The organism is Heyndrickxia shackletonii (genome assembly GCF_001420715.1).
Taxonomy (GTDB): Bacteria; Bacillota; Bacilli; order Bacillales; family Bacillaceae_C; genus Margalitia; species Margalitia shackletonii.
The window spans coordinates 1,191,033-1,206,496 of sequence record NZ_LJJC01000004.1 but is presented as its reverse complement, the minus strand read 5'-3'; the positions used below and the strand labels follow the sequence as shown (position 1 = coordinate 1,206,496).

12 protein-coding genes and 1 riboswitch are annotated in these 15,464 nt (G+C 35.4%); of the genes, 3 read left to right on the top strand and 9 right to left on the bottom strand.

Features of this window, described 5'->3' with window-relative positions; genetic code table 11:
- Positions 1–2 precede the first annotated feature (2 nt).
- The 7 genes from AN964_RS05665 to AN964_RS05635 all read right to left on the bottom strand — a co-directional run bounded on the left by AN964_RS05665 (position 3) and on the right by AN964_RS05635 (position 8,980).
- Positions 3–719 (bottom strand): lysophospholipid acyltransferase family protein, encoded by a 717-nt coding sequence (locus AN964_RS05665; RefSeq protein WP_055738767.1) that lies wholly within the window; start codon positions 717–719, stop codon positions 3–5.
- A gap of 27 nt (positions 720–746) precedes the next feature.
- On the bottom strand, positions 747–1,802 hold the full coding sequence (locus AN964_RS05660) for a bifunctional glycosyltransferase family 2/GtrA family protein (RefSeq protein WP_055738766.1): 1,056 nt from the start codon (positions 1,800–1,802) through the stop codon (positions 747–749).
- A gap of 169 nt (positions 1,803–1,971) precedes the next feature.
- The gene (locus AN964_RS05655) at positions 1,972–3,663 is read right to left on the bottom strand and encodes a DUF6044 family protein (protein WP_055738765.1); all 1,692 of its coding nucleotides are present in this window, start codon (positions 3,661–3,663) and stop codon (positions 1,972–1,974) included.
- 101 nt (positions 3,664–3,764) lie between these two features.
- The gene (galU, locus tag AN964_RS05650) at positions 3,765–4,652 is read right to left on the bottom strand and encodes a UTP--glucose-1-phosphate uridylyltransferase GalU (RefSeq protein ID WP_055738764.1); all 888 of its coding nucleotides are present in this window, start codon (positions 4,650–4,652) and stop codon (positions 3,765–3,767) included.
- A 377-nt stretch (positions 4,653–5,029) separates the two neighbouring features.
- Positions 5,030–6,241 (bottom strand): MGDG synthase family glycosyltransferase, encoded by a 1,212-nt coding sequence (locus AN964_RS05645; protein ID WP_083489232.1) that lies wholly within the window; start codon positions 6,239–6,241, stop codon positions 5,030–5,032.
- A gap of 170 nt (positions 6,242–6,411) precedes the next feature.
- Positions 6,412–7,296, bottom strand: coding sequence for an alkaline phosphatase family protein (locus AN964_RS05640; protein WP_055738763.1), 885 nt, complete (start codon positions 7,294–7,296; stop codon positions 6,412–6,414).
- A gap of 154 nt (positions 7,297–7,450) precedes the next feature.
- On the bottom strand, positions 7,451–8,980 hold the full coding sequence (locus tag AN964_RS05635) for a DHA2 family efflux MFS transporter permease subunit (protein ID WP_055738762.1): 1,530 nt from the start codon (positions 8,978–8,980) through the stop codon (positions 7,451–7,453).
- Between the two features lie 191 nt (positions 8,981–9,171).
- Here AN964_RS05635 and AN964_RS05630 point away from each other — a divergent pair, with 191 nt between their 5' ends.
- The gene (locus AN964_RS05630) at positions 9,172–10,080 is read left to right on the top strand and encodes a TetR/AcrR family transcriptional regulator (RefSeq protein ID WP_055738761.1); all 909 of its coding nucleotides are present in this window, start codon (positions 9,172–9,174) and stop codon (positions 10,078–10,080) included.
- Between the two features lie 73 nt (positions 10,081–10,153).
- Here AN964_RS05630 and AN964_RS05625 read toward each other — a convergent pair whose 3' ends face one another.
- A complete protein-coding gene (locus tag AN964_RS05625; RefSeq protein ID WP_055738760.1) occupies positions 10,154–11,113 on the bottom strand; it encodes a sensor domain-containing diguanylate cyclase in 960 nt (319 codons plus the stop codon).
- Between the two features lie 173 nt (positions 11,114–11,286).
- Positions 11,287–11,368, bottom strand: a riboswitch (cyclic di-GMP riboswitch).
- 186 nt (positions 11,369–11,554) lie between these two features.
- On the opposite strand from AN964_RS05625, the gene AN964_RS05620 reads away from it, so the two are divergent.
- Positions 11,555–11,899: a DUF2680 domain-containing protein gene (locus AN964_RS05620; protein WP_055738759.1), complete on the top strand. Its 345-nt coding sequence runs from the start codon at positions 11,555–11,557 to the stop codon at positions 11,897–11,899.
- A gap of 194 nt (positions 11,900–12,093) precedes the next feature.
- Positions 12,094–13,827, top strand: a complete 1,734-nt coding sequence (locus tag AN964_RS05615; protein ID WP_055738758.1) for a methyl-accepting chemotaxis protein — start codon at positions 12,094–12,096, stop codon at positions 13,825–13,827.
- A gap of 164 nt (positions 13,828–13,991) precedes the next feature.
- On the opposite strand, the gene AN964_RS05610 is transcribed toward AN964_RS05615, so the two are convergent.
- Positions 13,992–15,269, bottom strand: a complete 1,278-nt coding sequence (locus AN964_RS05610; protein ID WP_055738757.1) for an ArsB/NhaD family transporter — start codon at positions 15,267–15,269, stop codon at positions 13,992–13,994.
- Positions 15,270–15,464 lie beyond the last annotated feature (195 nt).

The window sequence follows — 15,464 nt, the reverse complement described above, 5'->3', positions numbered from 1 at the left end:
CGTTAACCCCTTCCATCCTGTTTAATATCTCCACACTCTACCGCTAAACGATTAAGTTCAGCTTGGATTTTATTGTATACGATTTGTTTTTCTTCCTTAAATATTTGTCCATCCCTAAAAGATATACCCTGATTTCCAATAATGGTTCTTTTATTCTTGCTGACGTATAATGGGACAAAGCAAACATGCTGTCCAGTTGTCTTGAAATAATATTTTTCTAAAGAAAGAAAACCATCATACATATCCTTCATTTCTGATGAACTATCACTGTAATCTCTATCCGGAAAAATTGCAATGCTTTCTCCTTTGACTAATGCGGCAGTACTTTGTTTAAAGGTATTCACAATTTGCCTTGACCCTCGATATACCGGAATCCCTTTACAGGAACGGAGAAGCTTTGATACGGTAAAAGATAATAAAAATGCACATATTTTTGCCCAGCTGCGATTCCAGCCAAATCTCTCTGTAAAAGTGTAATTTACATATTGATCGTAGCACGCTTTTCGATCAAGAAAAACATGAAGAATCCACGCATGGATACATTCCCTGAACCATAACAAAAGGATAAAAGGGCCAAATAAATTTTGATGATGGGTGATATACACAACCGGGCCTGGATTGTTTGGCAATTGGACCGTGTACTTTGGATAAAAAATCCGGACAATTGACCTGCATATTCGAAAAAAGTTTCCATAGAAATTTTTCTTTAACTGTTTCACTGCTCCTTAATACATCCTTTTTCTTTTTTAAAAAACCCAATGAAGCTGTATTTGATAGCTGCATATTCCGATAAGTATGTCGAAGCATATTTTCGCTAAAACAACATTAATCCCTAAAAATTTATTCGTAAATGTAATCAGTAAATATGAAGTAATGATAATAGCAAGACACAAAATATAATATTTTAAGACAGACTTAAAAAATGTATTACTACCTTTAAAGACAATTCTTCGATTTATGTAAAAATTATAGGATGAGGAAATTGCCCTGGCTACGAACGTAGCGTAAAACACACGCATTTCGAGGGACAATTCCTTTAAAAGAAAATTATTAAGTAATACAAAGAAGAAAATATCAATAATGCCAGATGTGACTGTCGAAAAAAAATATTGCAAAAACCCTGTAATGAGACGGATAAAAATTCGGGTGGAATCAACGATAGAATTATAATGTGAGCCCTCATTATTATTAAAATACACAGTCTCAATTGGGACCTCACTGATAGTTAAATTCATTTTTTTTGCTTGTATAAGCATGTTCATTTCGTATTCGTAACGCTCACCTTGTAATTTTATAATGGAAGAAAGGACATTTGTCGGTATTCCCCTTAAACCTGTCTGTGTATCTTTTATGTTATATCCATACAGCAGACGGAAAATAAAGCTTGTCAACTTATTTCCTATCAAGCTGCGTTTTGGAATATCCACCTCATCAAAATCCCTGACCCCTAAAATGATCCCTTCATCATTTCCTTCCAATGCATCAGCAATTCTACAAACATCTTTTACCGTGTGCTGTCCATCCGCATCCGCAGTAATAACACCAACCAAATCCTTAAAATGCTCTAAAAAGTATGCAAAGGCTGTTTTTAATGCTCTGCCTTTGCCGCGGTTAACAGCATGGGTAAGAACCGTACACCTTTCCATCGCATCCAACTTTTCGAAAATAGGTATCAGTTCTTTGTTGCTCCCATCGTTTACTACAATAATTTGCGGAACACCATTACTTAACAAAGCAGCAACATAATGAATTAAATCTTCTGCAGGATTAAGGACAGGTATAATGACTGCACATTTTTTCATCCTTTTCACCCCCTTTCACACCCTAAAGCTCCTGAATTCATTTCAATTTTATACTTTCTAATTTTCTATTTCTACGATTTATGCTTGGGATTAAAACGGAAGTACATGAAATGTACTTCCGCCTTAATATGTTGCCGTCCAACAGCAACCCCTACTGATTGTAGCTATGTTATTTCGCTTCATATAAATATATTTTCCATGCCGCATCTTTATCATCAAATGATTTCAGAAAATGTAATCCATCTTGCTCCGCATTCAGGATCGGGACAGAAGAAAATATGTATTTTCCGCCAAGCTTCTTGAAGGCATTTATATTTAAATCCAGATGGTGAATTTTCTTCTTTGAATCCTTGCGAAAATCATATTTTTTTCCAAGTTCAGCAACAAACAGATAACAACGTCCGCCCCAAGTATCAAAATAGTCCTGTAAGGAAGGGCTTTTATCCAGCTCACCTGCAATAATTTTGCGGAATTGATGCTTATAAGATAACGGATAAAAATTATTATATGTATCGATCGTATAGAATCCATTATATTGTGCGATAGCGGGATGAAGACCAATGCTTGCCACCCGATACGAGTCCTTAGGCTTTCCAATATAATCACTGATTTCTTTAAACTCATGAACGGCATAAAATTGTTTAAAGGATGGCGATCCGGCTACACGATAATATATTTCCGGATTACATGCACATAAAATAATAATCTGCATGATTAAGCATACCTTTACAAATTCTCGCCAATTCCGCCCATATTTCCAGAGAATATAGGACCCAACTGCAAACATCATATAGATGATAAGCGGCCGCAAAAAGTGAAAGCGGGCAAAATTAAAGGTATTCAACAAACTAATTCTTTCCTTTAATGGCTCCCAGCCTATATAAAACCAAAATGCATACCATAAGGAAAGAACAAAATTAAGAATAAAAATTTGGATATATCGTTTTTCTGTTCTAAATATCTTTTCTTTCCAAAGCTTCCATATGACTATAAAGGAAAGCGGGACTATGACTAGAGTGTGCAACGTCATTACATGGGTATGCCCCAGAAAATAATTTTTGAACGTTAACCGAATGCAATGCCAGAATCCTAGTGTTGAGCTGACAAATTCATCTCTGCTTGTCGGTTCAGTTGGAAACACTAGCGAATATACAAGACGATATTCAATCCCCAGAAATAGCAATGTCATAAAAGCAATACTGCCCAAAAATTTAAAGTTCCAATCCCGCTTTACTATTAAATCACGCAGCCAAAGCAGACCCATTGCAACAAGGAAAAAGAAAAAGCCCAAAACAAAACTAGAGTAGAATGGCAATAGGGTAAGAGTAAGCCATTCTTTCCACGTCCCTTTTCGTTCTCTAATGGTTAAAAAAGCCCAAAGAGCAAGCGGCTGTCCAAGTGTACTTAGCATCCCAGATGGCCAAACAGGTGTCAATGCAAATGCTAAGGAAACCCAAACCCGTATCGGATAAGCATCATCTGCCTTAATAAAATGCCTTCTTAACAATAAATACATTCCAATAAATGCAAAAATCCGAATTAATGCTTGGCTGATTCCATATGCCACCATTGGCGGAAACATTTCATAAAGCCATTGTATTCCACTAAATTCTGTACCGAAGGCATTTCTTGGCAAACCATTGATAATCTGTGGAATGGTCGCATTAATTGGTCCAAAAAGTTCTCCGCTTTCTTTCATCACTTTATACCAGGCAATATTGGAGTCCATGTTATCATGTACCCGAATATGACTGTTTTCACCTAAAATAAACATAGGAGCGAGAAACACAATCAGAATTATTGCTGCAATTAGTAATAGCTTTTTTTCCTTCATCCAATACTTAGCAGTTTCTACATTCATTTCTTTTCTCCACACACCAATCATTTTGAAGCTTAAGTAAATATGAAATAACTATACTTATCTCTTCAAGCTTATTTTTATCGCAATTCAATCAAGTTTCATTATAGAGGTTCCGCCACTGTTTCTATGATCTCACGCATTTTTTTCAATAGCGGTTCTTTAAGATCCGTTTCTTTTAAAGCGAATTCAATATTGGTTAAGATAAATCCTAACTTTTCACCTACATCATATCGCATTCCATCAAATGCATATGCCAACACTTTATGCCGATTATTCAATTCCATAATCGCATCCGTTAGTTGAATTTCCCCTTGTACACCGCTTTTTTGTTGTTCTATAATGGGAAAAATTTCAGGTGTTAATATATAGCGGCCCATAATGGCTAAATTAGAAGGTGCCTCCTGCACGGATGGTTTTTCTATAAAATAATCGACATCATACACCTTTCCGTGCTGGCTTATGGGAGCAATGATGCCATACCTGTTTGTTTCGTTTTTGGGAACCTGCTTTACACCAACAACAGTGGCGCCTGTTTGTTCGTAAATTTCCATCAATTGTTTTGTGCAAGGAACATCCGATTGGATCACATCATCCCCTAGCAAAACAGCAAACGGTTCATCTCCGATAAATTTTCTGGCGCACCAGATGGCATGCCCTAAGCCTTTTGGCTCCATTTGTCTTATATAATGGATATTAGCCAATTTCGATGGTTTTTGTACACTTTCCAAAAGATCCAGCTTTCCCCTTTTCAATAGGGTAAGTTCTAATTCTGCGGCATGATCGAAATGATCTTCGATAGCACGCTTCCCTTTTCCGGTAACGATAATGATATCTTCAATACCGGATTGGAAAGCTTCCTCCACAATATATTGAATCGTCGGCTTATCCACTATTGGAAGCATTTCCTTTGGCATTGCCTTTGTGGCTGGCAAAAAACGCGTTCCAAGACCTGCTGCAGGAATAATTGCTTTCTTTATTTGTTGTGTCACGTTACTTCTCCTCCAAAAATCGAACTTATTAAAGGCTTTTCGTAAAAGATGATGTTGTTAAAACTAACAATAAATGTATAGAAAAATGGATCTTGAAAATCTAAGAACAGATGTCCCGTCAACCATATTTGTTAAGTTCTAACCACTTTTCAGAAATGCATCAATCTGTTCGAAATAAGCCTTATTATATTTAATGATGGCTGCTCGTCATTTAGTCCGTTTTTTCCGCAATTCCTCCTATTTGCCATTATGACCATCTTTTTATTTTTTTTTCTCTATTTCTTATCTTTTTGGAAAAGTTTGGTGAATCCTATTCATGTTACACGCATTACAAGTACCGGAAATGGATGAAAAATTGCCCAATCATTTTGGTAAAATCAATTTGAATTTCCGCTCGTATAGCTTGATGCTGAAGCACTTCTTCCCCAAATGGCAGGATAAAGCTTTTCCATAAAAGTGCCGCGGTCCACCACATATGATTTTCGCTCCAATAAAGACTTCATAACGTTGAGAATACTTTGTGAATCATTTAATTCCATCTCTTGAAGATACACATCTATTTGTTCAAATAAATAAGATAAAGTCTTTCTATTAGTTAAAACATCGAGTAACTGCTTTTCGAATGATTCTTTAGAATTAAGCTCAAACACGAGACCTTTTTGTTTCAAAAACGTTAAATTAATTTCCTCTTGTCCGGGAAGAGCAGAGTTGATAAAAATTGGGAGTCGCTTTTGTAATGCCTCGCTCACGGTAACTCCCCCAGGCTTTGTAATAATCGCATCTGCTTGATCATAAAGAGCATTCATATCTAATCTTGAGGTTAAGTACGACACTGGGTGAATATGAGATGCATTCCACGAAGAAATTTCTTGAAAAAGCCGCTGATTTTTACCGCATAACACAATGTAATCAAAATGATTAGACTCTTTCACTTCCTTTAACATGGTCAAAATATTACCTAGGCCGCTGCTGCCACCGGATACGAGAATCTTTTTCCGGCGGTGATGCCATTCTAAATGGTACTCCGCCTCTTTGAAATCACCGTGCACTGGAATTCCTGTAACAAAAACGTTCGATTCCGGAATTTGATATTCCTCCATTAATCGTTCCTTAATCTGTGAATTAGGGACAAAGTGAGCATCAATTCCCTTTTTCCCCCAAACATTATTGATAAAAAAATCAGTGTATACATTTACAATAGGTGTTTGAAGCTTGCCTTTTTGTTTTAAATGACTTAGTAAAAGAGAAGGAAATCCATGTGTGCAAATAATTAAATCAGGTTGTTCTTCTTCTAATAATTGCTTCATTTTAGTCAAAAACAGTTGATGGTACCATCTGACTCTTACAGAAGAACCTGAGTAAAATAAGTGCTTATACACCCATTCATACGTTCCTGGGGCATAGCGAATCCATTTTAAATATGAATTTGAAATAATTCTTTCTAATTTATTGCTTGTATACGTTAAAAAATCCATTTTATTGATAACAACATCTTCTATATTTTCATTTAATAAATGAATAACTGCCTCTGCAACTTGATGATGTCCAGATGGCATTCTCATAAAGGGAAATACTAGTACTTTTTTCATTTTTGATTACTCCTTTTTAAAAGGGCTATAAATAAACCTACAATGAAAAGACTAGTTTTATAGAAAGAAAGTTCATACGAATTGTATTTCAAAATTCAAGAACAAAAAAAAGACTATTACTAGTCTCCCTTTTGAAAATATCTTCGTTACATAGAAAATATTAAAAACCACTATTTCCAAATACCTTTTATAGCAGAAGTGGATGCTGTCTTACCCACTGGGGCAATCCCGTACATATCTTCAATCGTGCGCAACACCGAATAATGGTCCATATAGGAAGGATATTTTCCTGGTTTCAACATTGGGCCTACAAAGATTGTTGGAATTTGATTCGGCTTTTTGAAATTATCCTCATCCCATGTCAAAATGAATAAACTATCATTTGAAAATGCCCATTGAATATACGAGTCAAGATTTTTCTTCAGCCAAGTATCAGCTTGCTTTACCGTACCATCGTGCATATCATGCATAAGATTGGGGATAACAAAGGAAACTGTTGGCAATTGGCTGTAGTTTTTCGGAAAACTGGAGAATGGCAAATTGGAGCTAGACGGTACATTTGAAAAATTCACCCACGGGCTATGCTTCCGATGATAGGAATGCGACTGGCAGCCCGCAAAACCAACGGAGGGCAAGTCTTCCGAATATCCCGCAAAGCTATTGCCTTTCTTCTGTAGTGCAACTGCCAAATTATTAGATGAAAAAGTATGAGGGCAGCTATCATCTGTTATTCCTTGTGTATCTCCTGAAAATAAGGCAAGATAGTTAGGTTGACTTGGGTGGGCAATCCCGTGAGAATTTGTAAATAATACTCCCTTTTTGGCAAGTTCATTGATATAAGGGGCATCACTTGCACCAATTATTTGATTGTAAGGATGATTCTCCCCAACCACAATGACAATATGTTTTGGTTTTGGGATGTTTTGTGCACTTTTTACCGTCTCTTTCTGTTTTCTATCGGTTTGATCATGATGTTGAACTTTTAATATGAGTACAACAATACAAACGATAACAACAATTCCTATTAAACCAAGAACCCATGTGGTTTTCCTCATTTTTTCCTCCAACGTATAATCATTTTCTTTTTTTATTATATACGTTTGACGTTCCGATTAACTATTTTTGAAATAAAATCTTATCTATTATTAGAAAGAGGAAAGTCATTTTAATAAAAAAACAGACCAAATAAATTGATCTGTTTTGTACTTCTTAATTTTCTGTTGCTTGTTTTACAAATGTTTGATTTGGTTTCGTTTCTTGTGTTGCTTCTTGAGCAGGCTTTACACGTTTCATAAAGAAGGCAAGTATCAATGCAATAAGAGCAATACAAACAGAAACTTTAAACGAATCATTTATACCATCAACCATCGCTTGCATTCCTATATGTTGTTTCATTTCTGCAAGTTGTGCAGGATTGGGTTGACCAGTCAATTTTTTCATTGCAGAAGCAGTTAAATCTGTAATATGTGTTTTTGTACGGTTTGACATAACCGTAATTAAAAGCGCAGACCCAATCGCACCAGAAACTTGCTGTAAAGTATTGTTCATGGCCGTGCCATGCGGATTGAGGTGCTGCGGTAATTGGTTTAAGCCATTTGTCATTACAGGCATCATTACCATCGACATACCAAACATACGTGCAGTATACAATAAAATTAATTCCGTGTACGTAGTGGATAATGTCAGCGTACTGAACATATAAGTGGTAGCAATTGTAATCGTAAGTCCAATAATCGCTAGCACCCTTCCGCCAAATTTATCAAACAGCTTTCCAGTTATCGGGGACATAAATCCCATTAAAAGCGCACCTGGCAGCAGCATTAAGCCTGATTTTAGCGGAGATATCCCTCTAATCGACTGTATATACATCGGCAATAACAGCATTGCTGAAAACATTGCCATCATTAGCACTACCGAAATGGCAGATGCTAAAGTGAACATTGGATACTTATAAACTCTAAATTCCAGCATTGGTGTCGGGATTACAAATTGACGCCAAATAAAGAGAATCAAAGATAGTCCGCCAACTATTAAAGTGATATATACCGCTGGGGCACTCCAGCCTTTGTCCCCTGCGGAACTAAATCCGTATAAAATTCCACCAAATCCTATCGTAGACAATATAAAAGAAAGTGTGTCCAGTTTGATGTTTATCTTTTCTTTTTTATCTTTAAGCAAGAAAAAGGCAATAACTACTACGGCAATTGCAATTGGCATTACAATATGGAAAAGCATTCTCCATTCGTAGTGCTCCACAATCCAACCGGATAAAGTTGGTCCAATTGCAGGTGCGAAAACCATTACTAATCCGAATAAGCCCATTGCTGCTCCCCTTTTTTCAATAGGGAAGGAAGTCAACATCACGTTCATTAATAAAGGCATCATAATTGCGGAGCCTGAAGCCTGAACAATTCTTCCGACAAGTAATACCCAAAATTCCGGAGAAAATCCGGCTAATATGGTCCCTATGGTAAACAAACTCATTGCAACTAGAAATAAATGGCGAACGGTATATCTTTGAATAAGAAATGCCGTTGCAGGGATCATGACCCCGTTAACAAGCATATAACCAGTTGCAAGCCATTGTACGGTTGACATCGATACGTGAAAATCTTGCTTTATGGAAGGTAATGCAATATTGAGTAATGTTTCATTTAATATGGAAATAAACGCTCCGATTGTTAGGATTGTAATAATCCCGTACGGAGGTTTCTTTGTTTCTAACATGGACGATTCCATCTATTTTCCCCTCTCAGTAAACTTATAGTCTATTTTTTTATACAGCCGTTATAACGTAATGATTATAATAAACCGATTGTTCCATTTTTGCAACAAAAAAATCATGGTTACTTAAAGATTTGTATAAACAATTAAAGTGCGTTAGTATTGTCATTAGAATGACAGTCTATTTTTATTTTTAGGTGATACATATGAATGACCGGAAACAGCATGTTATGAAAGTAGCTCATCAAATATTTATGGAAAAAGGATTCCAAGCTACATCCATTCAAGACATTTTAGACTACAGCGGTATTTCAAAAGGTACCTTTTACAATTATTTTTCTTCCAAAAATGAATTACTGCTGGCTATTTTTCATTCTCTTCATGAAAAATTCGAGGTGGAACGAAATAAACTATTGATTGGTCAGGACCCTTCTAATATTGAAATTTTCATTAAGCAAATAGAGCTTCAAATGAAAATGAATAAACAAAATAAGCTATTTGCTTTATTCGAAGAAGTATTTGTGTCAAAGGATAAAGATTTCAAGGATTATTTAAAGCAAACCCAATTGAACACGCTCAGTTGGACTTTTCATCGTTTCGTTGATATTTATGGTGAAAGTAAGAAACCATATTTATTGGATTGCACGATACTATTTACAGGAATGCTTCATCATCAGTTTCATTTTTTCTTCCAGCAAAAAGAAACGGAACTCACCGTTCATCAAGTTATTCGCTATTGTATAAACCGTCTTTCCACCATTGTAGAAGATGTATCCTGCAATCACGATCAATTATATAACCCCAATCTTATTAAAGATTGGTTTCCAACGTATGAAAATGAAGAACAACAACTACTTAAAAAAAGATTGGTTCAGTCTATTTGTTTTTTAAAAAATATGATTCGGAAAGAGCACCAAAATGAAAAACATCAATTGAAATGGATGGAACTATTGGATTTTCTTCAAGACGAACTGCTCCAATCCAAACAGCCGCGCATATACCTTGTGGAAAGTGCACTGGATTCGTTAGCGAAGAACAATAATAAACAGATTCAAGAGGAACTGAAAGCCTTAACTGAATTAATACATGATTGGAACGAAAACAAAGTCAAATAATCCTTAGATAGAATCATCATTATGATAAAAAGCAGCCCAAGTTGTAATCATACCGGCTGCTTTTCTCCATTTTTTATCTTGCGAAAACGGGTTTCCGATTATTTTTATCTTGGTACATTTTTTGATCTGCATGAGTAAATAGTTCCTCCATTTTGCCAATGGAGGAAGCTTCAAAAGCATAGCCAATCGACATTTTCATCATAAAATGGGGATGCTTTTCATTATATTCCATAACTTCCTTCTTTATTTGCTCGGATAAATGTTGTAACGATAATTCATTTGTTTTTATTACCAGGAAAGCAAATTCATCCCCGCCTATTCTTATAACCATACTATTTTCATTTGAAAACTTATTAAGCAGTTTGGATGTTTGAATAATCAATTTATCCCCCATCTGATGACCAAAATTATCATTCATCCATTTCAATTCATCTAAATCACATAGTACAATCCCAACAGATTCATCGAGATCCTCATTATATAATTTTTTTTGTTTTTCAAAAAAAGCTCGGTTATATATTCCTGTTAACGGATCATGTTCTACCTTATATTCTAGCTCCTTTTGTGCCATCATTTTTTCATCGATATTCCGGATGATTCCATGTAACGCAACGATTTCGCCATTTTCATATATAGGTGTGGCAAATTCTTCGAACCATTTGTAATCACCGTGCACGTCTCTCCATCGCACAATGATTGGTTTATTATAATCCATTTTCCCTGCTATTTTTTTCTCTACAAGATGATAATCATCGGGATGGACAATTTCAAAGGTGATATATGGATTTTTCAAACTATCTTTAGAAAGATTAGGGCGCAGAATTTCATCTATTGCAGGACTTAGATACCGATATTTAAACTGTGGTTTGATTTCACAATAATAAATAATGTCCTTCGAACTCTCCACAAGCTGATAAATTCTTTTTTCATTTTTCGTTCTTTCATTATATCCCTTCCATACTATTCTCTTAATAGGTTCAGAATATATTACTCCTAATATAAGTCCAAGAATTCCTAAACAGAAGCCAAGCATGGTTTCTCCCCCCAAATGTTTAAGAATAAAAACAATTTCTCTAGCCGCTATGTGTAGTAGCTAGACGTAGATAATAGTTTTAAAAAGTTATCCATATATCAACACTTATAGTTAAAAAACAGAAAAAGAGGCAGTCCGAAAACGAAACTACCCCTTAAAGTATTTTCTAATTTTTCGGTAACCCGGCTACCATAGATCATCCTTAGGTCCGTGGCTTTGCGTCCTTACTTTTCAATAAGTTTGCCTTTGTCAAAATATCGTTATGATTTTATTAATTTATTTTCATTATAAGCTTTATGGGTACAATTATCATTTTTTTTACCAATAAAATACACTTAACAGAAACTTTCGAACCATTCGTCATGTTCTTTACAAAAAATGTATTATTTTTTAAAAATTGCAGAGTATATAAATAGTCTTTTAGGAAAGGAGATGAAAGCAATGTTAAAAAAAATGAAGGCAATCCTAATTGTTCCTCTATTCGTGCTGCTTGTAGGGCTACCTGTACATGCCGAACCAACGCCTAACACGGATCAACATAAACAGGTTGTAAAGCTAACAAAACAACAAAAAGCAGAGTTAACGAAATTACATCTTGATATATTAACGAAGAAAAAACAGCTTATCATGAAATATGTTGAATATGGTGTACTTCCAAAGGAAAAAGGCGATAAAATCCTTGAAAGATTAAATGAGCATTATCAGGAAATAAAAGAACACGGATCTGATATGCATTGGGGTAAAATGCATCATCACCACCAATCTCATCATCAACACAATGAATAATTGACAGTGCCTTACATAAAAAACCAATGAAACGCAAAAGTTTCATTGGTTTTTTGTTTTCCAGACATAAATGACGCAATGTCGAAAATTTGTCGAATGATATTTAATTTTATCCTTTATTGCCGATATAAAAAGAGAAAGGAACTGAACTTAAATATTAACTATTTTCAAATGACTAGGAAGGGACCGCGCAGATGAAATCTATTAAATCAAAAATTATTAGCACCACTTTGCTTATGTTGGCTATTCCTGCATTAATTATTGGTCTTGTGGGCTATAATCAAGCAAAGCAACATCTAACTGAATTGGGCCAAACCAATATGAAAAATGGTGTAAAAATGGCCATTCAAATGATAAATGGATTAAATGATGAAGTTTTAAAAGGCCATTTATCGATCGATGAGGCACAAGAAAAAGTAAAAACCGCTCTTATCGGTCCTAAAAATACAGATGGAACCAGAACGAATACAAACAAAATAGATCTTGGAAAAAACGGTTATTTTTTTGTTTTAGATGAAAAAGGTACGGAGCTGGCACATCCTTCGCTAGAAGGAAAAAATGTTTGGAATTTAAAAGATCAAAACGGTTATTACTATATTCATGACATAGTAAAGAAGGCAAAAGCTGGCGGAGGCTTTACTACCTATGACTGGCCGCTGCCAAATAATGAAAAGCAAATTGCTCAAAAAACCACTTATAGTGAAGTGGATCCAAATTGGGGATGGGTCATTTCCGCAGGCACTTATTCCACTGACTTCAACAAACCTGCGAATTCTATTCTTTATGTATTAATTATTACATTAGCTATCACTTTAATTGTTGGCAGTATTATTACTTATTTATTTTCAAAGCATTTGGCTTCTCCAATTAAGAAGCTTACCCTGCAAATGGGAGAGCTGGCTAGCGGAAATCTTGCAATCGATGACACGAATTCAAAAAGAAAAGATGAAATTGGTCAATTAATGAACTCTATGAACTATATGAAAGAAAAACTTCGTAACATGATTCTCAGTATTACAAAGGTCTCTGATCATGTTACAAGCCAAAGTGAAGAACTGACTCAATATGCAGATGAAGTAGGAATCGGTACAACACAAATTGCCACAACGATGCAAGAACTCTCTAATGGTGCGGAAGAACAAGCTAATTCGGCAACTACACTATTAGAAAAAATGAGTGACTTCTCCGAAACGATCATGCAAGTTGCTATACAAGGTGAAAGTGTCAAGGAAAGCTCCGGTCAAATGCTGAGAATGACCGAACAAGGCGGACAGGATATGCAGCAATCTGTTCAGCAAATGCATGTGATCGATGAGCGGATCAAGCAATCGTTAGAAATGGTAAAAGGATTAGATCATAAGACAAGTCAAATTACGGATTTAGTAAAAGTCATTAAAGATATTTCTGAACAAACGAATCTATTATCTTTAAATGCAGCAATAGAAGCGGCTCGAGCTGGCGAGCATGGAAAAGGCTTTGCAGTCGTTGCGGATGAGGTAAGAAAATTGGCTGATCAAGTTACACAATCGATCACGAATATTACCGCCATTGTTACCGATATTCAAAATGAATCCAAACAAGTAGTGGACACTCTTGAAGATGGTTATCAGTTAGTAGCAGACGGAACAAAACAAATTAACGTTACCGGAACAACCTTTAAAAACCTTAAAGACACAATTGAAAATGCCGGAAACCTAGTAGAGAATATGGCCGCCGCAATGTTCAATGTGTTGGATAACACAAAAGAAATCAATGAATCAATCGATACCATTGCCTCTGTTTCTGAGGAGACTGCAGCTGGTGTCGAGGAAGTTACAGCTACCACTGAGCAGTCAAGCAGTTCTATGGAAGAGGTCGCGAAAAGTGCAAAAATGTTGGAAGAGCAAGCGACTAATTTAAATAGTTTAATTCAGCAGTTTAAATTTTAATTATAAAAAAAAGCCTCCATGTTGAATGGGGGCTTCACGCTTTGAGTAAAATATTGAAACAGTATAGTTATGAGTAATTTTTCCTAAACTTCTTTTCCAAGCTAAACGGAATAAATTATTATGTTATTGATAAAAAAGCAATTAGTTTAAGAATTATGGTTTTCTTATAGATATCTAACATAAATGTATAACATAGAAATGGCTACACTTATTAACATGATTGGTAATCCTATAAGAGAAAATTTTATAAAGGAAATTTTATAACCTTCTTTGCCTGCCATTCCGGCAACAATTAAGTTGGCACTAGCACCAATTAATGTTCCATTTCCTCCTAGACATGCTCCTAAAGACAAACTCCACCATAATGGATTTAAATCATGGATTCCAAGCGATCCCATCTGTTCTATTAACGGAATCATGGTTGCAACAAATGGAATATTATCTACAAAGGCAGACGCAATTGCACTCAGCCATAGAATAAGAAAAGAGGTTAATGTTTCATTCCCTCCCGTTAAATCGATAGCGTATGTTGCGACCTTTGCTATGACCCCCGTTTCCACCAATCCTGAAACTAAAACAAAGAGACCGACAAAAAAGAAAATAGTAGTCCATTCTACTTTTGTTAAAGCATTCTCCAGATAGCTTTCTCCTACTAAAATCAATAAAAGAAAAGCTCCCATTAATGCAATAGTTGCTGATTCTACCCCGATGATTTGATGGATAAAGAAACCGACAATCGTTAATCCCATTACTGTTAAGGACTTAATCATTAACGTTTTATCTGTAATTTCGTCTTTTTCGTTAAGCTGCATGATTCGTTCTCTTATCTGATCAGAAACATGTAATGCTTTACGGTAGAAAAAGGCAAGTAAAATCATCGTAACAATCATGATCACCATGACGATAGGTGCTAAGTTCGTGATAAAATCCATAAATGTGATAGATTCAACAGCACTTCCAATCATGATATTTGGCGGGTCTCCAATCATTGTGGCTGTTCCGCCAATATTAGACATCAATATCTCGGAAATAAGAAACGGCATTGGATTCATACCAAGCTGTCTCGTGATGCTAAATGTAATTGGAACCATCAGAAGTACCGTTGTTACATTATCTAGAAAGGCAGAACCCACTGCTGTAATAATCGAGAGAACGATTAAAATAGAAAGCGGTCTTCCTTTTACCTTCTTAGCAGACCATATGGCAACATATTTAAATACACCAGTCTCCGCAGTTATCGAAACAATAATCATCATTCCAATTAGTAGACCTATAGTATTGAAATCAATATGGTGGATAGCAGTTTCCTGATCTACTATCCCTAATAGAACCATAAGTCCTCCACCAATCATGGCAATGATGGTTCGATGAATTTTCTCTGAAATAATTAATGCATAAGTAAGGAAAAAAATAACAATAGCATAAAGTGCTTCGTTAGACATAAACATCCCCTTTTCTCTAGATTCTTTTATTTTTCTTTCTAATCAATAAAAACATTCTCTTGAAGGAATAAAATATCCCTAAAAAAACGCAAAAAGGAGCCCTAAATGACAGGCTCCTCCAAATTTTCACGTTCTATTTAATTTAAACCCATATTATCAAAAAGTTTTATTTTCTGCAACAACATTTCATCCATT